This window comes from Streptomyces sp. NPDC000404 (assembly GCF_040300365.1).
In the GTDB taxonomy this organism is placed as follows: domain Bacteria; phylum Actinomycetota; class Actinomycetes; order Streptomycetales; family Streptomycetaceae; genus Streptomyces; species Streptomyces ramulosus.
This window is the reverse complement of record NZ_JBEPDN010000010.1, coordinates 154314-176827: the sequence shown is the minus strand read 5'-3', so window position 1 is coordinate 176827 and position 22514 is coordinate 154314. Positions and strand designations below refer to the sequence as shown.

Annotated in this window: 22 protein-coding genes; 16 read left to right on the top strand and 6 right to left on the bottom strand. The window is 73.3% G+C overall.

What is annotated here, in order from left to right:
* Positions 1-40 precede the first annotated feature (40 nt).
* The 11 genes from ABT345_RS20765 to ABT345_RS20715 all read left to right on the top strand — a co-directional run bounded on the left by ABT345_RS20765 (position 41) and on the right by ABT345_RS20715 (position 9831).
* A complete protein-coding gene (locus ABT345_RS20765; RefSeq protein WP_345085877.1) occupies positions 41-124 on the top strand; it encodes a putative leader peptide in 84 nt (27 codons plus the stop codon).
* 220 nt (positions 125-344) lie between these two features.
* Positions 345-2042: a nitrite/sulfite reductase gene (locus ABT345_RS20760; protein ID WP_345085629.1), complete on the top strand. Its 1698-nt coding sequence runs from the start codon at positions 345-347 to the stop codon at positions 2040-2042.
* Positions 2039-2245 (top strand): hypothetical protein, encoded by a 207-nt coding sequence (locus ABT345_RS20755; RefSeq protein ID WP_345085627.1) that lies wholly within the window; start codon positions 2039-2041, stop codon positions 2243-2245. Before ABT345_RS20760 ends, ABT345_RS20755 begins: the two co-directional genes overlap by 4 nt.
* On the top strand, positions 2242-2934 hold the full coding sequence (locus ABT345_RS20750) for a phosphoadenylyl-sulfate reductase (RefSeq protein ID WP_345085624.1): 693 nt from the start codon (positions 2242-2244) through the stop codon (positions 2932-2934). The genes ABT345_RS20755 and ABT345_RS20750 overlap by 4 nt, the downstream gene beginning before the upstream one ends.
* A 47-nt stretch (positions 2935-2981) precedes the next feature.
* The gene (gene cysC, locus ABT345_RS20745; RefSeq protein ID WP_345085621.1) at positions 2982-3515 is read left to right on the top strand and encodes an adenylyl-sulfate kinase; all 534 of its coding nucleotides are present in this window, start codon (positions 2982-2984) and stop codon (positions 3513-3515) included.
* Positions 3516-3592: 77 nt separating this feature from the next.
* The gene (gene cysD / locus ABT345_RS20740; RefSeq protein WP_345085618.1) at positions 3593-4540 is read left to right on the top strand and encodes a sulfate adenylyltransferase subunit CysD; all 948 of its coding nucleotides are present in this window, start codon (positions 3593-3595) and stop codon (positions 4538-4540) included.
* 2 nt (positions 4541-4542) lie between these two features.
* Positions 4543-5886: a sulfate adenylyltransferase subunit 1 gene (locus ABT345_RS20735; protein WP_345085615.1), complete on the top strand. Its 1344-nt coding sequence runs from the start codon at positions 4543-4545 to the stop codon at positions 5884-5886.
* Between the two features lie 214 nt (positions 5887-6100).
* Entirely contained in the window at positions 6101-7210 is a 1110-nt protein-coding gene (locus ABT345_RS20730) for an aliphatic sulfonate ABC transporter substrate-binding protein (RefSeq protein WP_345085612.1), read from the top strand.
* 34 nt (positions 7211-7244) lie between these two features.
* Positions 7245-8075, top strand: a complete 831-nt coding sequence (locus ABT345_RS20725; protein ID WP_345085609.1) for an ABC transporter ATP-binding protein — start codon at positions 7245-7247, stop codon at positions 8073-8075.
* Positions 8062-9054: an ABC transporter permease gene (locus ABT345_RS20720; RefSeq protein ID WP_345085606.1), complete on the top strand. Its 993-nt coding sequence runs from the start codon at positions 8062-8064 to the stop codon at positions 9052-9054. The genes ABT345_RS20725 and ABT345_RS20720 overlap by 14 nt, the downstream gene beginning before the upstream one ends.
* Before the next feature lie 3 nt (positions 9055-9057).
* Entirely contained in the window at positions 9058-9831 is a 774-nt protein-coding gene (locus ABT345_RS20715; protein ID WP_345085603.1) for a sirohydrochlorin chelatase, read from the top strand.
* Here the strand turns inward: ABT345_RS20715 and ABT345_RS20710 are convergent.
* Positions 9771-10928 (bottom strand): glycosyltransferase family 2 protein, encoded by a 1158-nt coding sequence (locus ABT345_RS20710; protein WP_345085601.1) that lies wholly within the window; start codon positions 10926-10928, stop codon positions 9771-9773. The genes ABT345_RS20715 and ABT345_RS20710 overlap by 61 nt on opposite strands.
* Before the next feature lie 268 nt (positions 10929-11196).
* A complete protein-coding gene (locus tag ABT345_RS20705) occupies positions 11197-12414 on the bottom strand; it encodes a S8 family peptidase (protein WP_345085598.1) in 1218 nt (405 codons plus the stop codon).
* A 604-nt stretch (positions 12415-13018) separates the two neighbouring features.
* On the opposite strand from ABT345_RS20705, the gene ABT345_RS20700 reads away from it, so the two are divergent.
* Positions 13019-13909: a phosphotransferase gene (locus ABT345_RS20700; protein ID WP_345085595.1), complete on the top strand. Its 891-nt coding sequence runs from the start codon at positions 13019-13021 to the stop codon at positions 13907-13909.
* 24 nt (positions 13910-13933) lie between these two features.
* Here ABT345_RS20700 and ABT345_RS20695 read toward each other — a convergent pair whose 3' ends face one another.
* The 3 genes from ABT345_RS20695 to ABT345_RS20685 all read right to left on the bottom strand — a co-directional run bounded on the left by ABT345_RS20695 (position 13934) and on the right by ABT345_RS20685 (position 17657).
* Positions 13934-14656 (bottom strand): exonuclease domain-containing protein, encoded by a 723-nt coding sequence (locus tag ABT345_RS20695; RefSeq protein WP_345085592.1) that lies wholly within the window; start codon positions 14654-14656, stop codon positions 13934-13936.
* A 182-nt stretch (positions 14657-14838) separates the two neighbouring features.
* Entirely contained in the window at positions 14839-16086 is a 1248-nt protein-coding gene (locus ABT345_RS20690) for a DUF5919 domain-containing protein (RefSeq protein WP_345085589.1), read from the bottom strand.
* Positions 16087-16775: 689 nt separating this feature from the next.
* Complete coding sequence (locus ABT345_RS20685; protein ID WP_345085586.1) at positions 16776-17657, bottom strand: NAD(P)-dependent oxidoreductase; 882 nt, start codon at positions 17655-17657, stop codon at positions 16776-16778.
* A gap of 107 nt (positions 17658-17764) precedes the next feature.
* Between ABT345_RS20685 and ABT345_RS20680 the strand changes: the two genes are divergently transcribed.
* Entirely contained in the window at positions 17765-18127 is a 363-nt protein-coding gene (locus tag ABT345_RS20680; protein ID WP_345085583.1) for a winged helix-turn-helix transcriptional regulator, read from the top strand.
* Between the two features lie 174 nt (positions 18128-18301).
* On the opposite strand, the gene ABT345_RS20675 is transcribed toward ABT345_RS20680, so the two are convergent.
* Entirely contained in the window at positions 18302-18844 is a 543-nt protein-coding gene (locus tag ABT345_RS20675) for an FHA domain-containing protein (RefSeq protein ID WP_345085580.1), read from the bottom strand.
* 294 nt (positions 18845-19138) lie between these two features.
* Here ABT345_RS20675 and ABT345_RS20670 point away from each other — a divergent pair, with 294 nt between their 5' ends.
* The 3 genes from ABT345_RS20670 to ABT345_RS20660 all read left to right on the top strand — a co-directional run bounded on the left by ABT345_RS20670 (position 19139) and on the right by ABT345_RS20660 (position 22496).
* Complete coding sequence (locus ABT345_RS20670; protein ID WP_345085577.1) at positions 19139-20668, top strand: PucR family transcriptional regulator; 1530 nt, start codon at positions 19139-19141, stop codon at positions 20666-20668.
* A gap of 236 nt (positions 20669-20904) precedes the next feature.
* Complete coding sequence (locus ABT345_RS20665) at positions 20905-21840, top strand: metallophosphoesterase family protein (protein ID WP_386461092.1); 936 nt, start codon at positions 20905-20907, stop codon at positions 21838-21840.
* A complete protein-coding gene (locus tag ABT345_RS20660) occupies positions 21837-22496 on the top strand; it encodes a 4'-phosphopantetheinyl transferase family protein (RefSeq protein ID WP_345085574.1) in 660 nt (219 codons plus the stop codon). Before ABT345_RS20665 ends, ABT345_RS20660 begins: the two co-directional genes overlap by 4 nt.
* Positions 22497-22514 lie beyond the last annotated feature (18 nt).

The window sequence follows — 22514 nt, the reverse complement described above, 5'->3', positions numbered from 1 at the left end:
ATGGTGGACTGCCGCGAGAACGGCGTGCCACGCTGCCGTCATGTCTCGAACAGGAATTGCGTTGGTGAGCCGACTCCACGTCGACCTCGGCCGCCTGTCCAGCGCGATCTGTCCGGCGCGCTGACGCTGCATCGGCCAGGGGCCACCGCCCCGGCAGCACCGCCGGCACCACCGCGTTTTCCCCGCACCCGCCGTCCCCGTCGTCGCGGACGCCCCGAGACCTCTTCCCCTCCCTCTTTCACGACGCGCCGCCGCGCGCCGCCCCGCCGCGTGTCCACGCAGGTCACCGCGGGTTTTCCCGCGCCCTCCCGCCTCCCTTGAGCCGCCCCGAAGGACGTACACCCATGGCCGCCACCCCGGAACGCCCCGCAGCTGCCACGACCCGCCGCAAGGCCGGACGCCACCGCGGCGAGGGTCAGTGGGCCGCCGGTCACTTCACCCCGCTCAACGGCAACGAACAGTTCAAGAAGGATGACGACGGTCTCAATGTGCGGACACGCATTGAGACGATCTACTCCCGGCGCGGTTTCGACTCCATCGACCCCAACGACCTGCGCGGGCGGATGCGCTGGTGGGGCCTCTACACCCAGCGCCGCCCCGGCATCGACGGCGGCAAGACCGCGGTGCTGGAGCCGGAGGAGCTGGACGACGAGTTCTTCATGCTGCGGGTGCGCATCGACGGCGGGCGGCTGACCACCGATCAGCTGCGGGTCATCGGCGAGATCTCCCAGGAGTTCGCCCGCGGCACCGCCGACATCACCGACCGGCAGAACGTCCAGTTCCACTGGATCCGCATCGAGGACGTCCCGGAGATCTGGCGCCGCCTGGAGGGCGTGGGCCTGTCCACCACCGAGGCGTGCGGCGACACCCCGCGCGCCATCCTCGGCTCGCCGGTCGCCGGGATCGCCGAGGACGAGATCATCGACGGCACCCCGGTCATCGAGGAGATCCACCGCCGGATCGTCGGCAACCCCGCCTTCTCCAACCTCCCCCGGAAGTTCAAGACCGCGGTCTCCGGCTCCCCGCTGCTGGACGTCGCCCACGAGATCAACGACATCTCGCTGGTCGGCGTCGTCCACCCGGAGCTGGGCCCCGGCTTCGACGTCTGGGTCGGCGGCGGTCTGTCCACCAACCCCAAGCTCGGCGTACGGCTCGGCGCCTGGGTCTCCGCCGAGGAGGCGGCCGAGGTCCACGAGGGCGTCATCTCGATCTTCCGCGATCACGGCTACCGCCGGCTGCGCACCCGCGCCCGCCTGAAGTTCCTCGTCGCCGACTGGGGCCCGGAGAAGTTCCGCCAGGTCCTGGAGGACGAGTACCTGGGCCGCAAGCTGCACGACGGCCCGGCCCCCGCCGAGCCCGCGCAGCGCTGGCGCGACCACGTCGGCGTGCACCGTCAGAAGGACGGCAGGTTCTACGTCGGCTTCGCCCCGCGCGTCGGCCGGGTGGACGGCGCCACCCTCACCAAGATCGCCGAGGTGGCCGCGGCCCACGGCTCGGGCCGGGTGCGCACCACCACCGAGCAGAAGATGCTCGTCCTCGACATCACCGAGGACCGCGTCGACTCGCTCGTCGCCGCTCTGGAGGCGCTGGACCTGCGGGTGACCCCGTCGCCGTTCCGCCGCGGCACGATGGCCTGCACCGGCATCGAGTTCTGCAAGCTCGCCATCGTCGAGACCAAGGGCCGCGGCGCGTCCCTCATCGACGAACTGGAGCGCCGCCTGCCGGACTTCGACGAGCCGGTCACCATCAACCTCAACGGCTGCCCCAACGCCTGCGCCCGCATCCAGGTGGCGGACATCGGTCTCAAGGGCCAGCTGATGCTGGACGGCAACGGCGAGCAGGTCGAGGGCTACCAGGTGCACCTGGGCGGCGCGCTGGGCCTTTCGGCGGGCTTCGGCCGCAAGGTGCGCGGGCTGAAGGTCACCGCCGCCGAACTCCCCGACTACATCGAGCGGGTGCTGACCGCCTTCACCGAACAGCGCACCGAGGGCGAGCGGTTCGCCCAGTGGGTGGGGCGCGCGGAAGAGGGTGCGCTGAAGTGAGCGAACGCGCCGCGCCGTTCCACTGCCCGTACTGCGGTGACGAGGACCTGCGCCCCTCCGAGACGCCCTCGGAGCGGGGCACCGGTGCCGCCTGGGAGTGCCGTGCCTGCAACCGCGCCTTCCGGCTGAAGTTCCTCGGCCTGCTCGCGCAGGGCCTCGCCGCCCCGTCCCCGTCCGACAGCTTTGCCGGAGGTGCCCCGTGACCACCGCATCCGCACTCCCGCAGCTCGCCGAGCGCGCGGGCCGCGATCTGGAGGACGCCGATCCGCTCGACATCCTCCGGTGGGCGACCGAGACCTTCGGGCCGCGCTTCTGCGTCACCTCCTCCATGGAGGACACGGTCGTCGCCCACCTCGCCGCGCGCGTCGCCCCCGGCGTGGACGTCGTCTTCCTCGACACCGGCTACCACTTCCCCGAAACCCTCGGCACCCGGGACGCGGTCGCCGCGGTCATGGACGTCACCGTCCGCACGCTGACGCCCCGGCAGACGGTGGCCGAGCAGGACGCGGAGTACGGGCCGAAGCTGCACGACCGCGACCCGGACCGGTGCTGCGCGCTGCGGAAGGTCAAGCCGCTTCAGGAGGGGCTCGCCGGATACGACGCCTGGGCCACCGGGCTGCGCCGCGACGAGTCGCCGACCCGCGCGAACACCCCGGTCGTCGGCTGGGACGCCCGCCGGGGCAAGGTGAAGATCTCGCCGATCGCCCGCTGGACGCAGGCGGACGTCGACGCGTACGTCACCGAGCACGGCGTGCTCACCAACCCGCTGCTCCAGGACGGCTACGCCTCCGTCGGCTGCGCCCCGTGCACCCGCCGGGTCCTCGCCGGCGAGGACGCGCGGGCCGGGCGCTGGGCCGGCAGCAACAAGACCGAGTGCGGACTGCACGGATGACACACCGACCACCTGCGCGCGACGCAGCGGACGTTGAGGAGATACCCATGACCGGCGCCACCGTGTGGCTGACGGGCCTGCCGAGCGCCGGCAAGACGACCCTCGCCCGCGCCCTCGCCGACCGGCTGCGTGCCGAGGGCCGCCGCGTCGAGGTGCTGGACGGCGACGAGATCCGCACCTTCCTCTCCGCCGGGCTCGGCTTCAGCCGCGCCGACCGCGACACCAACGTCCAGCGCATCGGCTTCGTCGCCGAACTCCTCGCCCGCAACGGCGTCACCACGCTGGTGCCCGTCATCGCCCCGTACGCCGCCTCCCGCGCGGCGGTCCGCGAACGCCACCGCACCGCGGGCACCCCGTATCTGGAGGTGCACGTCGCCACGCCCGTCGAGGTCTGCTCCGAGCGCGACGTCAAGGGGCTCTACGCCAAGCAGGCGGCCGGCGAGATCTCCGGTCTGACCGGCGTCGACGACCCGTACGAGCAGCCCGAGGCGCCCGATCTGCGGATCGAGACGCACCAGCGGACCGTGCCGGAGTCCGCCGCCGCGCTCCACTCCCTGCTCACCGAACGGGGCCTTGTGTGAGCGCCCCCGAGCCCGCCGTGGCGCCGCCGCCCCGGGCCGCGGCGCGCGCCGAAGGACAGCCCGACGAAAGGGGCAGCATGACCACGACGACCACCACCGCTGCCGCCGGCGGCACCGGCGGCACCGGGCCGTACGCGCTGTCGCACCTGGACGCCCTGGAGTCCGAGGCGGTCCACATCTTCCGCGAGGTGGCGGGGGAGTTCGAACGGCCGGTGATCCTCTTCTCCGGCGGCAAGGACTCCATCGTCATGCTGCACCTGGCACTCAAGGCGTTCGCGCCCGCGCCGGTGCCGTTCGCGCTGCTGCACGTCGACACCGGGCACAACTTCCCCGAGGTCCTCGACTACCGCGACCGGGTCGTCGCCGAACACCGGCTGCGGCTGCACGTCGCCGCCGTACAGGACTACATCGACCGCGGTGAGCTGCGCGAACGCCCCGACGGGCTGCGCAATCCGCTGCAGACCGTGCCGCTGCTCGACGGCATCGTGCGAGGCCGCTTCGACGCGGTCTTCGGCGGCGGGCGCCGCGACGAGGAGAAGGCCCGCGCCAAGGAACGCGTCTTCTCGCTGCGCGACGAGTTCGGCGGCTGGGACCCGCGCCGCCAGCGCCCCGAGCTGTGGCAGCTCTACAACGGCCGCCACTCCCCCGGCGAACACGTCCGCGTCTTCCCGCTGTCCAACTGGACCGAGCTGGACGTCTGGCAGTACATAGGCCGCGAGAAGATCGAACTGCCCGCCATCTACTACGCGCACGAGCGCGAGGTCTTCGCCCGCAACGGCATGTGGCTCTCGCCCGGCGAGTGGGGCGGTCTCAAGGACGGCGAGCGCCTGGAGACCCGGACGGTGCGCTACCGCACCGTCGGCGACATGTCCTGCACCGGCGCCGTCGACTCCGACGCCGCCACCATCGAGGCGGTCATCACGGAGATCGCCGCCTCCCGCCTCACCGAGCGGGGCGCGACGCGGGCCGACGACAAGATGTCCGAGGCCGCCATGGAGGACCGCAAGCGCGAGGGGTACTTCTAGCCATGAGCACTGTTGTTGAGCACGGAGTCGTTGAGCACGAAGCGGCCTCGCTGCTGCGTTTCGCCACCGCCGGAAGCGTCGACGACGGCAAGTCGACGCTGGTCGGACGGCTGCTGCACGACTCCAAGTCGGTCCTCGCCGACCAGCTCGAAGCCGTCGAACAAGCCTCCCTGGGCCGCGGCCAGGAAGCCCCCGACCTGGCCCTGCTCACCGACGGCCTGCGCGCCGAACGCGAACAGGGCATCACCATCGACGTCGCCTACCGCTACTTCGCCACCCCCCGGCGCCGCTTCATCCTCGCCGACACCCCCGGCCACGTGCAGTACACCCGCAACATGGTCACCGGCGCCTCCACCGCCGAACTCGCCGTCGTCCTCGTCGACGCCCGCAACGGCGTCGTCGAACAGACCCGCCGCCACGCCGCCGTCGCCGCCCTCCTCCGCGTCCCCCACGTCGTCCTCGCCGTCAACAAGATGGACCTCGTCGACTACGCCGAGCCGGTCTTCGCCGCCATCGCCGAGGAGTTCACCGCCTACGCGGCGTCGCTCGGCGTCCCGGAGATCACCGCCATCCCGATCTCGGCGCTCGCCGGCGACAACGTCGTCTCCCCGTCGGCGCACATGGACTGGTACGGCGGCCCGACCGTCCTCGAACACCTGGAGACCGTGCCCGTCGACACCGACCCGGCGCGCGACCCGGCCCGCTTCCCGGTGCAGTACGTCATCCGCCCGCAGACCGCCGAACACCCCGACTACCGCGGCTACGCGGGCCAGATCGCCTCCGGCGTGCTGCGCGTCGGCGACGAGGTGAGCGTGCTGCCGTCCGGCCGCACCTCCACCGTCACCGGCCTCGACATGCTCGGCCGGGCCGTCGACGCCGCCTGGGCGCCGCAGTCGGTCACCGTCACCCTCTCCGACGACCTCGACATCTCCCGCGGCGACCTGCTCGCCCCCGCGACGAGCGCACCGGCCGTCACCCAGGACGTCGAGGCGACGGTCTGCCATGTGGCCGACCGTCCGCTCACCATCGGCCGGCGGGTGCTGCTCAAGCACACCACCCGCACCGTCAAGGCGATCGTCAAGGAGATCCCGTCGCGGCTGACGCTGGACGACCTCTCCCAGCACCCGGACCCCGGCGAACTGGCGGCGAACGACATCGGCCGGGTCCGTATCCGCACCGCCGAGCCGCTGGCCCTGGACGCCTACGCCGACTCCCGCCGCACCGGCTCCTTCCTGCTGATCGATCCCGCCGACGGCACCACGCTGACCGCGGGCATGGCGGGCACCGCCTTCGCGGCGCAGGCGGCCGAGGAGACCGCGGCCGACGACGAGGGCTGGGACTTCTGACCGTGCACCAGGACGTGTTCTCGACCTTCGCGAAGGAGGGCGGCCGCATCGGCAGCGGCGCCCTCGGCAGCGGGCAGGGCGGAGTCGGCCGATGTGTGAGCTGACGACGCACCACTTCGCCCGCCCGCTCACGCCCGTACGAAGAACCATCGCACCGCCGGGCGCGCCCTAGAGGGGCGCGTACTGCCCCGGCCCTACGAGAGGAACGCCTCCCGTGCCTGCCGTTCGACCCCGCCATCCGGCGGCCGCCGCCCTCGCCCTGCTGCTGCTCGGGGCGGTCAGCGCCTGCGGCTACGGCTCCGAGGCGAAGAAGGACCCGGCGGCGGAGGTCGCCGCCAAGGGCCCGAAGACCGACGGCCTGGACACCGTCAAGATCGGCTTCTTCGGGAACGTCACCCACGCCACCCCGCTGATCGGCCTCCAGAAGGGCCTGTTCCAGAAGGAGCTGGGCGGCACGGCGGTGAAGTCCTCGGTCTTCAACGCGGGCCCCGCCGAGATCGAGGCGCTCAACTCCGGCGCCATCGACATCGGCTGGATCGGCCCCTCCCCCGCGATCAACGGTTACGCCAAGTCCCACGGCAAGAGCCTGAAGATCATCGGCGGCTCGGCCTCCGGCGGAGTCTCGCTCGTGGTCAACCCCAAGAAGATCAAGAGCCTCGACGACCTCAAGGGCCGGACGATCGCCACCCCGCAGCTGGGCAACACCCAGGACGTGGCGCTGCTCAACTACCTGGCGGAGAAGGGCTACCGCGTCGACGCCACCACCGGCAAGGGCGACGTCACCGTCCAGCGCACCGAGAACAAGGTGACGCCGACCGCCTTCCAGCAGGGCGCCATCGACGCCGCATGGGTGCCCGAGCCGACCGCCGCCAAGCTCGTCAGCATCGGCGGCAAGACGCTGCTGGACGAGAAGGACCTGTGGAAGGACGGCAAGTTCGTCATCACGAACATGATCGTCTCGCAGAGGTTCCTGGCCCAGCACCCCAAGGCCGTCGAGGCGGTGCTGCGCGCCTCGGTGCGGACCAACGCCTGGATCCGCTCGCACCCCGCCGAGGCGGTCAAGGCGCTCAACGAGAAGCTCGCCGACCCGCAGATCTCCGGCAAGGCGCTGCCCGCCGACATCATCGGCCCCGCCTTCAAGAACACCGATGTCACCGACGACCCGCTGGCCGCCACCCTCCAGCTGGAGGCGGACCACGCCGTCAAGGCCGGTCTGCTCCGGAAGCCGGACCTCAAGGGCATCTACGACCTGCGGCTGCTGAACAAGGTCCTCAGGGCCGAAGGCAAGAAGCCCGTCGACGCCGCCGGTCTCGGCAACGACTGACGCCCGCCCCGCAGCACTCCAGGAGGTGACCTTGATGACGACCACCACCCTCTCCAAGCGGCCGGACACCACGGCGGACGCGGGCCCGGCGGCCCCGTACGCCGCACGCATCGACCATGTCTCGAAGTCCTTCGGCCGCCCCGGCGCCCGGCAGCACGTGCTCGACGACATCAGCATCGATGTCGCACCCGGCGAATTCGTCTGCCTGCTCGGCGCCTCGGGCTGCGGAAAGTCCACCCTGCTGAACCTGGTGGCCGGGCTCGACGCGCCGACGTCCGGCTCCATCGCGACGCCCGGCGGCCGCCCGGCGCTGATGTTCCAGGAACACGCCCTCTTCCCCTGGCTGACCGCCGGACGCAACGTCGAACTGGCGCTGCGGCTGCGCGGGGTGCCGCGCGCGGAGCGCCGCGAGGAGGCCGAACGGCTCCTCGAACTCGTCCGCCTCAAGGGCGCGTACGCCAAGCGCGTCCACGAACTCTCCGGTGGCATGCGCCAGCGCGTCGCGATGGCCCGCGCCCTCGCCCAGGACAGCCGGCTGCTGCTCATGGACGAGCCGTTCGCCGCGCTGGACGCCATCACCCGCGATGTGCTGCACGACGAACTGACCCGCATCTGGCACGCGTCGAACGACGGCTCCTCCGGCTCCGGCGGCCTGTCGGTGCTCTTCGTCACCCACAACGTCCGTGAGGCGGTACGGCTCGCCGAGCGCGTCGTGCTGCTCTCCTCCCGCCCCGGCCGGGTGGCCCGGGAGTGGCAGGTCGGCATCACCCAGCCGCGCCGCATCGAGGACGCCGCGGTCGCCGACCTTTCCGTCGAGATCACCGAACAGCTGCGTGGGGAGATCCGCCGCCATGGCCAGCACTGAGACCACCACCGGGCCCGCCGGGGACACCCCGGGCGACGCACCGGACGCCACGGACGCCCCGGCCGGGCCCACCGCCGCCGACACCGCGACCGCCACGACTGACGGCGGCGCGGACCGGAACGGCACCGATCTGGCGGGCCTGGAGGCCGGGCTCGACGCCCTGGAATCCGCCGTCGCCGCCCGGCAACCCTGGCTGCGTACGCTCGCATCGAAGGCACTCCCTCCCGCCATCGCCGTCGTCATCGTGCTGGTGCTGTGGCAGCTCGCCTACCACTTCGAGGTCAAGCCGCACTATCTGCTGCCGAGCCCCGTCGACGTGGCCCGCTCCCTCCAGGAGAAGTGGCTGCAGGGCACGCTGCTGAGCTATGTGTGGACCAGCCTGTCCCGCGGTGCGCTCGGCTTCCTCGCCTCGGTGGTGCTCGGCACCGTCCTCGGGCTGATCGTGGCCCGCGTCAAGGCGGTGCGGGCCGCGATCGGGCCGATCCTCAGCGGGCTGCAGTCGCTGCCGTCGGTGGCGTGGGTCCCGGCCGCGATCATCTGGTTCGGCCTGAGCGACGCCACCATCTACGCGGTGGTCCTGCTCGGCGCCGTCCCGTCGATCGCCAACGGCCTGGTGGCCGGGGTCGACCAGATCTCCCCTCTCTATCTGCGGGCGGGCCGCACCATCGGTGCGACCGGTGTGGCCGGGGTGCGGCACGTCCTGCTGCCGGCCGCGCTGCCCGGCTACATCGCCGGACTCAAGCAGGGCTGGGCGTTCTCCTGGCGCTCCCTGATGGCCGCCGAACTCATCGTCAACGCCCCCGACCTGGGCACCGGCCTCGGCCAGCTCCTGGAGCAGGGCCGGGAGTTCCAGGACATGCCCTGGGTGCTCTCCGCGATCCTGCTGATCCTCATCGTCGGTATCGGTATCGAGCTGCTGGTCTTCGCGCCTCTGGAGCGGCGGGTGCTGCGCAGCCGCGGACTCCTGGTGAAGAGCTGACCCATGGACACCTCACCCACCCTTCTCGTCGTCGCCCACGGCAGCCGCGACCCGCGGCACGCGGCCACCGTCTCCGCGCTGTGCGCACGGGTGCGGGCGCTGCGGCCGGGGCTGCGCGTGGAGGTCGGGTATCTCGACTTCAACGCGCCGGCCGTGCCCCGGGTGCTGGAACGGCTGGCCGCCGAGGGGGCGCGGGAGGTGGTGGCGCTGCCGCTGCTGCTCACCCGCGCCTTCCATGCGAAGTCCGACATCCCGGCGGCGCTGCGGGAGGCCACCGCGCGCCTGCCGCGGCTGACCGTCCACCAGGCCGATGTCCTCGGCCCCTCCTCCTTGCTGACCGCCGCGCTGGAGCGGCGGTTGGCCGAGGCCGGGCTGCGGCCCGGCGACCGCCGCTCGACCGGGATCGTCCTGGCCGCGGCGGGCTCCAGTGACCCGGAGGCGATCGCAGTGATCGCTGAAACCGCGCGGGAGTGGCGGCGCACTGCTGGTTGGTGTGCCGTGCGACCTGCGTTCGCCTCCGCATCTCTGCCCCGTACGGCCGATGCCGTGCGGGAGCTGCGGGCCGAGGGTGTCGCGCGCGTCGCCGTCGCCCCGTACGTCATCGCGCCCGGCTTTCTGCCGGACCGCATCACCCGGGGTGCCCGGGAGGCGCGGGCCGATGTGCTGGCGCCGGTGCTCGGCCCCGCCCCGGAGCTGGCCCGGCTGCTGCTGCGGCGTTACGACGCATCGGCCACCGCCCCGGCCGGCCGGCCGGCGCGGCCCGCGCTGATCGCCTGAGCTGCGCGTTCTCGGCCGGCGGCGGTGGGCTGCGCCGCCGGTGTGTCGGCCCGCCCCTTCTCGTAGACCGTCAGCCCCTTCGACAGGCCGAGCGGGACCAGCAGCAGTTCGACGACGAGGGCTTTCCAGGCGTAGACGAGGTTGACCGCCTTGGTGGCGTAGACGCAGGGCAGGTCGCGCAGGACGGCGAGGGTCCGCAGTCCGCGGCGCCGGGCGGCGTAGAGGAGGGGTGGCGCGGTCAGGAGCAGGTCGGTGCCGGCCCACCAGCCGAGCGTGGCGGGCAGCGGCCGGTCGGTGAGGGCCGCCAGCGCGAACGGGGTGGCCCACCACAGCGGGGCGGTGACGATCTCAAGGACCGCGAGCGTCACCCAGAGCGCAAGCAGCGGTTTGCGGCGGATCAGGGCGCCGAGGTGGAGCCGGACGTTCTGGCAGAAGCCCGCCATCCACCGCCAGACCTGCTTGCGCAGATAGGTGAGGTCTTCCGGGTCGGCGGCGAGGGCCACGGCATCGGAGACATAGACCGCCGTGCGCCCTGCGATCTGCTGGCTCCAGGTGTAGTCCATGTCCTCGACGATGGTGCGCTCCGGGAAGCCGCCGAAGGCCACCAGATCCGCGCGGCGGAAGACGGAGCAGCAACCGGAGCAGACCATGGGGCTGTTGGCACGCGCCTGGATGGGCCGGTGCCAGTGGAACCCGAAGAGGTACTCGGTGGAGCGGCCGCGTTCCCAGACCGTGCGGGTGTGGCGGGTGCGTACCGTGCCGGCGGCGACGGTGACGGACGGGTCGTCGAAGACCGGCAGCACCGTCTCGATGTAGTCGGGCGCGAGGACGGTGTCGGCGTCGACGGCGAGCACCAGGTCGGTGGTGCAGTGCGGCAGCGCGTAGTTCTGTGCCCGGGCCTTGCTGCCGAGGTTCCGCGGCGGGCGCAGCACGGTGACGCCGTGTGCGGCGGCCACCTCGCCCGTGCGGTCGGTGGAGGCGTCGTCGACAACGAGGACGCGGTCAGGTGGGACCGTCTCCCGCGCCAGCGACTCCAGCGTGGCGGGCAGTCCTTCCTCCTCGTTGTGTGCGGGAACGATGACGGTGATGGTGTGCATGCCGAACTCCCCCTGCGGTGCGAAGTGCGCCGGCCACGAGCGTGAGCAGCCCGATCAGGCCGTAGACGAGTGTGCTGATGCCGATGAACGGCAGTCCTCCGTGCATGCGACCGACGGTAGTGAGAGGACGCGCACCGCGTTTTCCGGAGGCATCCTCCTGTGGATAACTCCGCGGCTGCGCACGGCACTTCGACGCAACGGCGCCGGCCGCCGCGCCCCGTGGGGGCGAGCGCGACGGCCGGCGTGTGGCGCTGAGGGGGGAAGTCGGTTACTCGACGACCTTCAGCAGCTTGTTGGGCGTGCCCTCGCTCGGGTTCGAGATCTTGTCCGGCGTGGCGCCGTCCGTGAGGGCCTTGGCGACCTCGTCCGGCTTGGCGTCCGGGTGGGCGCCGAGGTAGACCGCGGCCGCGCCCACGACGTGCGGGGTGGCCATGGAGGTGCCGGAGATGGTGTTGGTGGCGTTGTCGTCGGTGTTCCAGTCCGAGGTGATGTCGGAGCCGGGGGCGTACAGGTCGACGACGCTGCCGTAGTTGGAGAAGTCGGACTGCTCGTCCTTGTTGGTGCTGGAGGCGACCGTGATGGCCTCCTTCACCCGCGCCGGGGAGCCCTGCGAGGCGTCGGCCGACTCGTTGCCCGCCGCGACGGCGAAGGTCACGCCGGAGGCGATGGCCTTCTTGACGGCCGCGTCGAGCGCCTCGTCGGCGCCGCCGCCGAGCGACATGTTGGCGACCGAGGGGCCCTTGTGGTTCTTGGTCACCCAGTCGATACCGGCGACGACCTGCTCGGTGGTGCCGGAGCCCTGGTCGTCCAGCACGCGGACGGCGACGATCTTGGCCTTCTTGGCGACGCCGTGGTCGGCACCGGCGATGGTGCCCGCGACGTGGGTGCCGTGGCCGTTGCCGTCGTTGGCGTCGTTGTCGCCGTCGACCGCGTCGAAGCCGTAGGAGGCACGGCCGCCGAAGTCCTTGTGCGAGATGCGCACGCCGGTGTCGATGACGTAGGCGGTGGCGCCCTCACCCGCGGAGTCGGGGTAGGTGTACTTCTTGTCGCCCTGGGTGTCCGCCTGGTCGATGCGGTCCAGGCCCCACGACGGCGGGTTGTCCTGGGTGGCGTCGATGTGGAACTTCTTGTTCTGGACGACCTTGTCGACGGCCGGGTCGGCGGCGAGGCGCTTGGCGTCCTCGTCGCTCAGACCGGTGGCCGAGAAGCCGTTGAGGGCGGCGCTGTAGTTCCGCTTGACCTTGCCGCCGTACTTCGAGGCGAGGTCGTTGTGGGCGGTGGCCGACACCGAGGCGCTGCCGATCGACTTCTTCAGCATGACGATGTAGCTGCCGTTGACAGCGCCCTTGGCCTCGGCACCGTAAATCTTGCCTTCGGCGGGGGTCGCACCAGCGGTGACCGCGGTGACGGCGGCGATACCAGTGGCGGCTACGGCGGCGGCGATTGCCGTGACGAGCCGCTTCTTGCTGGAACGCTTGTGAGCCATAGCGAGGGTTTCTCCTCGTTCGTGGTGTGGGGGGAAAGCGTTGCGCAATGGCCCGGTTCGACAGGAAGACCTGCACCGGGCCGGATCGAAACCCTGTCGGATTGACGAGTTCAATTCAAGGCCAGAGGCCCCGTGTGAGATAAACAACAACCCTGCATAAAGACAAAATCGGTCACAAGTGGACCAAAAGATGCGGGTAGTTGAATATTCGAACCTCAACACCGTTTACATTTCGGCAATCTGCGGTTACAGAGGGTGGATTGGCCGCTACCGAGGGCCCGTTGGTGCGGGCATCACCAAACGGTGGAGCTGACGGCCCGGAAGCCGGAGTGGCCGTCAGGCGTCGTTGGGTCAGTCTGCCGTCAGGCAGGACCGGTTCGCCGGGTATGCCGCGAAGGTGCCGCGGCCGGAGGAAGGCGTCCGGTACGGGTGCCCCGGCCCGGGTGCCGCTCCTCGTACGTGGGACCCCGGCCCGTCGGCTTCGGCCGCTCGCCCCCGCCCGTCGCCGTGCCGGATCCGTCCGCGGCCGTCGCGGGGCCGCCCGCCGGGCCCGGGGCCGGCACCTGCGAAACTGGGCACGTCACGCCCGGCAGGAGGAATCACCATGAATGAACCGCGCCCCGGCGCCTTCACCGAGGCACGCGCCCGCGCCGCGCTGGCGGCCGCCGGGCGGCCCGACGCCGCGGCCGACGCCCGGCTGCTGTCGCTCGGCGAGAACGCCGTCTTCGCACTCGGCGAGCATGGTCCGGTCATCCGGGTCGGCCGCAGCGCCGAACTCCTCGAACGCGCCGAGCGGGAGCTGGCCGTGGCCCGCTGGCTGGCGGACGCGGGCATCCCCGCCGTACGCGCCGCCGAGCCGCAGGCGCAGCTCGCCGACGGTCACCCCGTGACGTACTGGGAGCGGCTGCCGGACACCGTCCGCCCGGCCGAGCCCGCCGACCTCGCCGCGCTGCTGCGGCTGGTGCACGCGCTGCCGGAGCCGCCGTTCACCCTGCCGCGACGCGAACTGCTCGGCGGCGTCGAACGGTGGCTGCGGCTGGCCGGGGACGCCGTCTCCCCGCAGGACGCGGAGTACCTGCGCGGCCGCCGGGACGCCTTCGCCCTCGCCGCGACGGCGCTGGAGCCGCACCTGCCGCGCGGCCCCATCCACGGGGACGCACTGCTCCGCAACGTCCACGTCGGGCCCGACGGGCCGGTCCTGGTCGACCTGGAGACCTTCTCGTCCGATCTGCGCGAGCACGATCTCGTGGTGCTGGCCCTCAGCCGCGACCGCTACGGGCTGGCCGCCGAGGCGTACGACACCTTCGTCTCCGTCTACGGCTGGGACGTGCGGGACTGGGAGGGGTGCGCGGTGCTGCGCGGCTCCCGGGAGACCGCGAGCTGCGCCTGGGTCTCCCAGCACGCTCCGGGCAATCCGGCGGCCCGTACCGAATTCGCCCGGCGCATCGCCTCGCTGCGCGAGAAGGACACGACCGTGCGGTGGTACCCCTTCTGACGGCGCGCCGGGACGGCCGGCGGATCAGTCGTGCGACGCCTGGTGCGGGATGAGCGGCCAGGCCCCCTCCACATACGCCTCCGGCTTGCCCGAACGCCGCAGATACGCCTGGAAGTCGGCGGCCTGCTCCGCCGCCGCGCCCTCCTGGAGCACGTGCAGCGCCTCCGGGGACGACAGCGCGACGGCCGGGTACCGCTCGCCTATCCGCCGGGCGACGCCGGCCGCGGCGACGGCGTCGGCGCCCGCCTCGTGCGCGCCGTCGAGCGGCACGCCGTAGTGGCCGCAGAGGGCCTGGAGGGCGCGCTTGCCCTTGCGGTAGCGGTCGACGTGGCGGTCCAGGACCAGCGGGTCGATGACCGGGGAGGGGGCGCGGCCCAGCCGCTCGGTCAGAGGCCGCACGCCGTGGCGGCGGCACTCGCGGTCCAGGAGCGAGAGGTCGTACCGGGCGTTCATCACCACCAGGGGTATCCCGGCGCCCAGGGCCTCGGCCAGGGCCGCGGTGATCTCCTCCACGGCGGTCCTCGGCGGGGCGCCGTGCTCGCGGACGTAGGCGGTGGACATGCCGTGGATCGCGGCGGCCTCCTCGGGCACCGGGACGCCCGGGTCGATCAGCCAGCTCTGCCGGATCACGGTCGTGCCGTCGCCGTCCAGGCGGATCAGTGCGGCGGTCACGATGCGGTCCCGCTCGATGTCGGTGCCCGTGGTCTCCAGGTCGAAACCGGCCAACAGGTCCTGATGCCAGCTCATGGCGGGGCCTCCTTCGGTGGTGCGTCCCCCGTTGCTCCGCCACTCTCGCACGCGCCACTGACAACGCGACCGGTGCCCGCGACCGGAAAGGGGCAAAGAGGACAGCCGGCCGGTGGGCGAGGCCCGGTGGGCCCGGTGCGGCACTCTGCGCCGGGCTCCGGCCCGCCCGGCGCCGTCGCAGGTCAGGACACCGGCCGGGAGTCCGCCCACTCGCTCTCGAACTCCTCGCGGTACGTCTCGAAGAGCCCGGCCTCGCCCTCCCGGCCCGCGCCGCCCTGACGGACCACGTCCCGGCCGCCGCCGCGCAGCACCAGCACCGGCGACTCCATGCCGCGGCTGCGGCGCAGATAGCTCTGGACGACGGCCAGCCCGTCGGGCCCGTCCCCGTCGACGAGGTAGGCGGTGAACCGCGGGGTCTCGTCGAAGACCTGGATCTCGAACGCCCCCGGGTCGCGCAGCCGTGCCCGCACCCGCCGCATGTGCAGGATGTTCATCTCGATGGACCGGCTCATCTCGCCCTTCTTCAGCCCGATCTCGCGCTCGCGGCGGCGGACCGCGCTGCTCGCGGGGTTGAGGAAGAGCAGGCGGATGCGGCAGCCCGATTCGGCGAGGTGGACCAGGCGGCGGCCGGAGTAGTTCTGCACGAGGAGGTTGAGCCCGATGCCCACCGCGTCGAGGCGGCGGGCGCCGCCGAACAGGTCCTCGGCGGGCAGCTGCCGCTGGAGCCGCACCCGGTCCGCGTGGACGCCGACGACATCGGCGTAGCGGTCGCCCACCAGGTCCTCGACGGCGTCGATGGGCAGCCGTCCGGAGGTGCGGGTGCCGCTGCCGGAGCCCAGGAGGTCCAGCAGCCGGGCGGAGGCGCGCTCCGCCTGGGCGAGGACGGTCTCCGACAGGGCGCGGTTGCGGGAGACGATGTTGCGGGCCACCTCCAGCTCGTCGAGGCCCAGCTCGACGTCGCGGCGGTCGTCGAAGTACGGCGCGAAGCAGGGCCAGTGCTGGACCATCAGCTCCCGCAGCTGCGGCAGGGTCAGAAAGCTGACGATGTTGTCGTCGGCGGGGTCGAGGAGGTAGCCCTTGCGGCGGCTGACCTCCCGGACGGCCACCGCGCGCTGGACCCACTCCTGTCCGGCCGGTCCGGCGGCGGCGATCACCCATTCGTCGCCGTGCACCGGCCCGTAGATGGGGCGCAGCACCGCGGAGACCACGGCGCGGAGCCGCTGCTCGACGAGATTCAGCCAGATGTAGGCGCGACCGGCCCGGCGGGCGCGGGTGCGCACCTCGCTCCAGGCCTCGGCGCCCCAGTCGAGCTCCGCGCCGATCTCCAGTGGCCGCGCCAGGGACACCGCGCCGGGCGGCGCATCGACGGAGCCGCCCTCATGGCCCTCGTGACCCTCGTCACCAGGGGGCAACTCCAGCCCGCCGCTCACCTGCCACCGCCTTCCGAACCTCCGTGCCAACGATCAAGGCAGACTACTGCGGAGCGGGGAGCGGTGCAGCAGGATGGGGCGACCCATCCGTCAACTCCCCATGTCAGAGGTGGCCGTTGCGCCCCGAAATGCGGGGTGGACGTGAGCGGATTCATAGCCGTATCGCCCCCGGATGGCCCGCGTGCGGCCCCGAGGTGCGGGGCCGGGGCCGGACGGGAGCGGCCGTTCCGGTCGCCGCCGCGGACCCCGTCCGCCGCAGGTCCGCGCTCTCGGCGCGACGCCGGGGGCGGCCGGTGCAGGGGCGCGTGGCGGCGCGCGGTGGCCCCTGGATGCGCGGGCGTCGAACGCCCGGGCGCCGGGTGATTGGCCGGGCCGTCACTGGTGAACTCCGTCTGGATGAGCTAGCCGCTACCGCATCTGGCGTATGGGAGCTGGTCACCGCCCACCAGGGCCGGCGGCACGACGGAAAGGTCCCAGTGGGGTGGAAAATGCCCGCTTTCCGTGAAGCCCGCGTGGCGACCGGGCCGAGGCGCCGCAGCCGCACCCGCCCAGTCGGGCTCGGGTGCCGCCCCGTTCAGGGCGTCCGGAGAGGGGAGCGCGCGCAGCGGCCCGCCGAGGCACACGGTGAACGTGCCGGCCGCCGCCCGCGGTTGAGGCGGTGCCCGGCGCCGTTGCCCCGTGGCGGGCGGTCAGCGCACCAGTAGATCGATCACGCCCGTCAGGTCCTCCTCTCCGCCGCCTTCGGCCAGGCGGCGGTGCATCAGTGCGAAGTAGGGGCTGAGCAGTTCCGGGCTGACGCCCTGCTGCTCGGCGGTGGTCACGAACGTGGGCACGCCGGCCACCTGCATGGCGAGACGGGAGGCGACCCCCGTGGTGTAGTCGTCGCTCCGCAGCTGCTCGGCGGTCCGGTGCACCGAGGGGGCCATCGCGGCGAGCCAGTCGGCGAGCAGCGGGGCGAGCGACGCGGGGTCGATGTCCTCCTTGCGGATCAGGGCGAAGGCGTGGGCGACCCCGGCGAACATCCCGTACATGGCGCTGAGCAGGGCGACGTCGTGCAGCGCGGCGAAGCCCGCGTCCGCGCCGACGTAGGTGGTGCCGACCGGGACGCCCAGGGTCTCCCGGTGCCGCTCGAACAGTTCCCGCGACCCGCTGTAGAAGACGTAGCCGCCGGCTTCCGGCACGCCGATCGCCGGAGGGACGGCCATGATCCCGCCGTCCAGGTAGCGGGCGCCGCGCTCGCGGGCCCACGCGGCGCGGGCACGGGCCTGGGCAGGGGTGCCGGTGGTCAGGTTGACCAGGTCCTTGCCGGTCAGGTCGGTGCCGGCCAGCACCTCCTCGACCGAGGCGTCGTCCAGCAGGCAGCAAATGATCAAGGGGCTCGCGGCGACCGCCTCGGCGGCGCTGTCCGCGGCCCTCGCGCCCTCGGCGGCGAGCGCGGCGGCGCGGGCCCGGGTGCGGTTCCAGACGGTGAGCGGATGGCCCGCGGCGAGCCAGGCGCGGGCCAGTGCGGTACCCATCGAGCCGAGGCCCAGCAGGGTGACGGAGGTCTTCTCAACGGTGGGCTGTGTCATGCCGAAGATGCTGGTCACCGGCGTGCGGGCAGACAAGTACGCACTTGGGAGTGGGTGGTTACCCTGAGGTGAGCATGCACGTCAGCAGCGTTCAAGGGGTGGGGGCCATGACGACGCCGAGCCGGCCGGGCGCACCGGACGGACACATCTGCGGGATCGACATCGCGCTGGAGGTGATCGTCGGCAAGTGGAAGGTGTCGATCCTCTGGGCGCTGCACGAGCACCCCTACCGGCGCTTCGGCGAGCTGCGCCGGCTCCTCCCGGGGATCACCGAGAAGGTGCTCGCCTCCCATCTGCGCGAGATGGAAGCGGCCGGCGTCGTGCGCCGGGTGTCCTACGACGAGGTGCCGCCCCGCGTCGAGTACTCGCTGACCGAGGACGGCACGCGCCTCAACGAGGCACTCCGGCCGCTGGGCGCCTGGGGACGCGCACGGTCGACCGCTCCAGGGCCGCGGGAGACGGTGGGCTAGGAGTCCCGGTCGGCGATGGCGGGGAACCTGCGCGTGGGTGAAGGCCGCGCCATGGCCGATGTCCCCGCGGCCGGCTGTGCGTACGGCGGCGCCGTGCCCACGCAACGTCCCTGTGTGGCTGCGGGAGTTGGCGAGGGGTGGCGCACGGTCACCGATGGCCCCGAAGCGCGGCGGTCACCGCTCCGTCAGGACGTAGTCCATGTTGCCGAAGCTGATGTGGTCGCCGGGGCCGACCGGGACCTCGCCGACCACCCGGAGGCCGTTGACGCAGGTGCCGTTGGTCGAGCCGAGGTCGCGCAGCATCCAGCCGCTGCCCTCGCTGCGGAGTTCGGCGTGGGTGCGGGAGACCGTCTCGTGGTTGAGGCGCAGCCCGGCGCCGGGCGCCCGCCCTATGGTCAGCGGGATCGGCCCGGGCACCGGGAGCATCAGCTTCGGGAGCCGCTCCGTGCGCCAGGCGCGGCGGATGCGGAGGTGGAACGCCGACACCCGGCCCACCGCCCGCAGCAGCGCGCCCTGTACCTTGCGGCTCTCCAGATCGGCGGTGGCCAGGGAGAGGTCGGAGTGCTGCTGCGCGGTGAGAACCAGCTCCAGCCGGCGCAGAAAGGTGTCCTGCGACAGCCGCCCCTCCGCGGCGCCCTCGCGCAGCAGATGCAGCGCACGGTCCCGGTCCGCGTCCGACGGGCGCGCCGGTCGGGCGGGGAAGTCGAGCGAAGTCATGCGGTGATTCTGCGGGGCGGGTGACCTGCTGTCCAGGCGAGGTGGCGGTTCCGGCCGCCCCGGGCCGCGGACCTGACGTCGTACCAGGTCCGCGTGGAGGCAGGGGCACGGACGGGTTGCCGGGCTCGCCCCGGTACGGACCCCGGCGGACGCCCCGGGGCAAGCCGGTACCGCGCACGGCCCGGGCACGGCGGCGCACACGGCGACCGGTGCGCCGGGGCGCGGCCCGGCGGGCGGCGGCGCGCGGCGGATGCCCGCGCGCTCCTGTCGCCACCGGTGACGGAAACTGTCCCCATGCCCCTGCGTATCGCCGACCTGCTGGCCCGGACGGACCTCGCGCTGTCCGCCGGCTACGACGTCCCGCCACCGCTGCAGGACCGCGCCATCGAGGCCGCGACGGTCTCCGACCTGCTGCGGCCCGGAAAGTGGCTGCAGGGCGGCGAACTGCTGATGACCATCGGGCTGCTGCTGCCCGACGACGCGGCCGGCTGCCGGGAGTACGTCCGGGACGTCGCCGGGGGCGGCGCCGCCTGCCTGGCGCTCGGTCTCGGGCACGACCTGCCGTACCAGGAGGCGCCCCGGCCGCTGGTCGATGCCGCGCGGGAGGCCGGGCTGCCGCTGCTGACCGTCCCGGACGAGGTGCCGTTCATCGCCGTCACCAAGGCGGTCTTCGCGGCCCGGGCCGACGAGCGGCGCGCGGCGCTGCACCGGTCGTTCGCCACCCAGCGGCGGCTGACCGCCGCGGCGGTCGGCGGCGGGCTGCCCACCGTGCTGCGGGAGTGGACCGCCGCCACCGGGGTGGGCGCCGCCGTCCTCGACCCGTTGGGCCGCCCGCTGGCGACCGGCGCCGGCCCGGCGGACGACGTGCCGCCCCCGGAGGCGGCCCGCGACCTCGTCGACCGGGTCGCAGCCCAAGGGCTGCGCACCAGCGCCACCAGCGTGGCGGACGGCCGCCATCTGGAGGTGCAGCCGCTCGGCGCGCGGCGGCTGCGCGGGCTGCTGCTGCTCACCGGCCGCCCGGACGGCGCCGCCCGCGCCGTCGTCCCCGGCCTCGTCTCGCTGCTCTCCCTGGAGCTGGAGCGCCGCCATCTGCGGGACGAGCCGGAGCGCCGCCGCCGCTCGGCGCTGCTGTCCGAACTCCTCGCCGACGCCGGGCCGACCGCCGAACGCGCCGGTGACCTGCTGGTTTCGGCGGGCCTGACGGCCGGGCGGGTGCGGGGCGTCGCGGTCGAGGCGCCCGGCGGGCCGGACGAGGCGGCGCGGGCGGCGGCCGCCCAGGACCTCGCCGCGGATCTGGCGCTGGCGCTGCCCGGCGGCCTGGTGCGGATCAGCGGCGGGGTGATCGAGGCGGTGGCCGCGGAGGAGTGCGACGTCCGTGAGGTGCTGGGGCGGTTCGCGCCGGGCCGGCCGGCCGGTATCGGGCCGGCCACCGCGCCCGTGTCCGCGCGGGTGTCGCTGCGTCAGGCCACCGGGCTGCTCGGCGTCAGCCGGGCCACCGGCGAACCGGCCGAGGCCCGCAGCTCCGGCACCAGCCGCCTGCTGCTGGGCCTCGGCGACCGGCCGACGCTGCTCGGCTACGCCGACACCGTGCTGGGCCCGCTCGACCTCGACGACCACGGCGCGGAGCTGGTGGCGACGCTCACCGCGTGGCTGGAGACCGGCGGCGCCTGGGACGCCACCAGCCGCCGCCTCGGCGTCCACCGGCACACCGTCCGCAACCGCCTGGACAAGGCCATGGACCTCACCGGACGCCGCCTCGACGACCCCGACGACCGCTTCGACCTCTGGCTCGCCACCCGCATCCGCCGGGGCACCGCTCCATGACGTCCGCCCCGGAGCGCCCGGGGCGCGCCCACCGGCACCGGGCCGCCCCCGGGAAGGCCGTACGGACACCGGCCCGCCCGGGTACGCCCCGGAACCGGCCCGCCCGGGGACGGCGGGACCGCCCCCGGAACACCGCCCGACCGGCCCCGGTTGCGCTCCGCCGGTCCGGTCCGACGCGCCCCGCCCGCACCGGTGGCCCCTTCCCTCCCCCCTCCCCCACGGTCTTTACTGCGCAGGTGACTTACGAGATCCGTGCCACGGGCCCGCTGCCCCACGCCCCCGACCTCTCCCGGCCCGCCGGCGGCCCCGGCACACCGGGCGACCGGCCCGGGAAGCTCGTCGCCGTCAGCGACCTGCACGTCCGGTACGGCGAGAACCGCGAGATCGTCGAAGAGCTGCGGCCGGAGTCGGACGCGGACTGGCTGCTGGTCGCCGGGGACATCGGCGAGCAGGTCGCCGACATCCGCTGGGCCCTCGGCCTGCTCCGCGACCGCTTCGCCCAGGTGGTGTGGGTCCCCGGCAACCACGAGCTGTGGACCCCGCCCGACGACCCGGTGCAGCTGCGCGGCGTCGCCCGCTACGACCATCTGGTCGGGATCTGCCGGGAGTTGGGCGTCCTGACCCCCGAGGACCCGTACCCGGTCTGGGAGGGCGACGGCGGCCCCGCCGTCATCGCGCCGCTCTTCCTCCTCTACGACTACACCTTCCGGCCGCCGGGCACCCACGACAAGGACTCCGCGCTCGCCACCGCCCACGAGGCGGGCATCATCTGCACCGACGAGTATCTGCTGCACCCCGATCCGTACCCGACGCGCGACGCCTGGTGCCGGGAGCGGCTCGCCCTCACCGAGGCGCGGCTGAGGGAGATCCCCGAGGAGCTGCCCACCATCCTCGTCAACCACTTCCCGCTGGTCCGCGAGCCGCTGCGGCCGCTGCGCTACCCGGAGTTCTCCCTGTGGTGCGGCAGCGAGGCCACCGCCGACTGGCCGCGCCGCTTCCGCGCCCGGACCGTCGTCTACGGCCATCTGCACATCCCGCGCCTGCTGACCTGCGACGGCATCCCGCACCAGGAGGTGTCGTTGGGCTATCCGCGCGAATGGCGCCCGCGCGCGAAGGAGCCGGGCCGCCCGGTGCAGATCCTGCCGCCGGTCACCGCCGGGGTCCCGGCATGATCGAGAAGCTGCTGCCGCCGCCGATCGCGACCGCCGAGGCGTTCGAGGACCGGCCGCTGGACGAGATGTTCCCCGAGGAGCGGGCGGCCGTGGCCCGCGCCGTCCCCTCCCGGCAGCGGGAGTTCGGCACCGTACGGGCCTGTGCCCGCGCGGCGCTCGCGACGTTCGGCATCCCGCCGGCGCCGCTGGTGCCCGGGGCCGACCGGGCGCCGCGCTGGCCGGAGGGGCTGGTCGGCGCGATGACGCACTGCACCGGCTACCGCGCCGCCGCCGTCGCCCGCGCCACCGACCTGCGCTCCGTCGGCGTGGACGCGGAGCCCAACGAACCCGTGCGCGACCCCGGCGTCCTCGGCCTCATCACGCTGCCCGAGGAGCGCGCCGCGCTGCCCGCGCTGCAGGCGGCCCAGCCGGAGATCCACTGGGACAAGCTGATCTTCAGCGCCAAGGAGAGCGTCTACAAGGCGTGGTACCCGCTCACCGGCCGCTGGCTGGGCTTCGAGGACGCCGTCCTCACCCTCGACCCCACCGACGCGTCGTTCACCGCCCGGCTGCTGGTCGAGGGCCCCGAGATCGACGGGCAGCGGTTGACCACCTTCCACGGCGGCTGGCTGGTCGCCGACGGCTTCGTGGTGACGGCGGTGACGGTGGAGCGCTGAGAGCGGGCCGGGGCTCGC

Bases quoted from the DNA above. Each gene is read 5' to 3' on its own strand.
- ABT345_RS20685 (WP_345085586.1), bottom strand. From the start codon at position 17,657: ATGACACAGCCCACCGTTGAGAAGACCTCCGTCACCCTGCTGGGCCTC.
- ABT345_RS20720 (WP_345085606.1), top strand. From the start codon at position 8,062: ATGGCCAGCACTGAGACCACCACCGGGCCCGCCGGGGACACCCCGGGC.
- ABT345_RS20765 (WP_345085877.1), top strand. From the start codon at position 41: ATGTCTCGAACAGGAATTGCGTTGGTGAGCCGACTCCACGTCGACCTC.
- ABT345_RS20735 (WP_345085615.1), top strand. From the start codon at position 4,543: ATGAGCACTGTTGTTGAGCACGGAGTCGTTGAGCACGAAGCGGCCTCG.
- ABT345_RS20700 (WP_345085595.1), top strand. From the start codon at position 13,019: ATGAATGAACCGCGCCCCGGCGCCTTCACCGAGGCACGCGCCCGCGCC.
- cysC (WP_345085621.1), top strand. From the start codon at position 2,982: ATGACCGGCGCCACCGTGTGGCTGACGGGCCTGCCGAGCGCCGGCAAG.
- ABT345_RS20675 (WP_345085580.1), bottom strand. From the start codon at position 18,844: ATGACTTCGCTCGACTTCCCCGCCCGACCGGCGCGCCCGTCGGACGCG.
- ABT345_RS20725 (WP_345085609.1), top strand. From the start codon at position 7,245: ATGACGACCACCACCCTCTCCAAGCGGCCGGACACCACGGCGGACGCG.
- ABT345_RS20670 (WP_345085577.1), top strand. From the start codon at position 19,139: ATGCCCCTGCGTATCGCCGACCTGCTGGCCCGGACGGACCTCGCGCTG.
- ABT345_RS20760 (WP_345085629.1), top strand. From the start codon at position 345: ATGGCCGCCACCCCGGAACGCCCCGCAGCTGCCACGACCCGCCGCAAG.
- ABT345_RS20715 (WP_345085603.1), top strand. From the start codon at position 9,058: ATGGACACCTCACCCACCCTTCTCGTCGTCGCCCACGGCAGCCGCGAC.
- ABT345_RS20695 (WP_345085592.1), bottom strand. From the start codon at position 14,656: ATGAGCTGGCATCAGGACCTGTTGGCCGGTTTCGACCTGGAGACCACG.
- ABT345_RS20660 (WP_345085574.1), top strand. From the start codon at position 21,837: ATGATCGAGAAGCTGCTGCCGCCGCCGATCGCGACCGCCGAGGCGTTC.
- ABT345_RS20710 (WP_345085601.1), bottom strand. From the start codon at position 10,928: ATGCACACCATCACCGTCATCGTTCCCGCACACAACGAGGAGGAAGGA.
- ABT345_RS20705 (WP_345085598.1), bottom strand. From the start codon at position 12,414: ATGGCTCACAAGCGTTCCAGCAAGAAGCGGCTCGTCACGGCAATCGCC.
- cysD (WP_345085618.1), top strand. From the start codon at position 3,593: ATGACCACGACGACCACCACCGCTGCCGCCGGCGGCACCGGCGGCACC.
- ABT345_RS20680 (WP_345085583.1), top strand. From the start codon at position 17,765: ATGACGACGCCGAGCCGGCCGGGCGCACCGGACGGACACATCTGCGGG.